This is a genomic window from Dyella sp. ASV21, assembly GCF_016428975.1.
Classification (GTDB): Bacteria; Pseudomonadota; Gammaproteobacteria; order Xanthomonadales; family Rhodanobacteraceae; genus Dyella.
Genome location: NZ_JAELTT010000247.1, coordinates 1 through 392, shown reverse-complemented (window position 1 = coordinate 392; position 392 = coordinate 1). Strand labels below are relative to the sequence as shown.

1 protein-coding gene is annotated in these 392 nt (G+C 71.4%); it reads right to left on the bottom strand.

The window, feature by feature from the left end:
* On the bottom strand, positions 1–268 hold a 268-nt coding region (locus tag JHD67_RS22510; protein ID WP_233172174.1), incomplete at its 3' end, for a hypothetical protein.
* Positions 269–392 lie beyond the last annotated feature (124 nt).

Genomic DNA, 392 nt, shown 5'->3' with positions numbered 1-392 from the left:
CCCCCCCCCCCCCCCCCCCCCCCCCCCCCCCCCCCCCCCCCCCCCCCCCCCCCCCCCCCCCCCCCCCCCTCTCCCACCACACCACGCAAACCGAGATTCGGTCACGGGTCTCGTGGGCTCGGAGATGTGTATAAGAGACAGCGGTGCCCTCGTCCCACAGCACCACGTGCTTGATCTGGCTCTTGAGTCCCGCCACGCGGATTTCGAAGAACTCGTCCAGGTTGCTGGAGAAAATCAGCAGGATCTTGAGGCTGTCTCTTATACACATCTGACGCTGCCGACGACAACGTTCGGGTGTAGATATCGGGGGTCGCGGTGTCATGGAGAAGGGGGGGGGGGGGGGGGGGGGGGGGGGGGGGGGGGGGGGGGGGGGGGGGGGGGGGGGGGGGGGG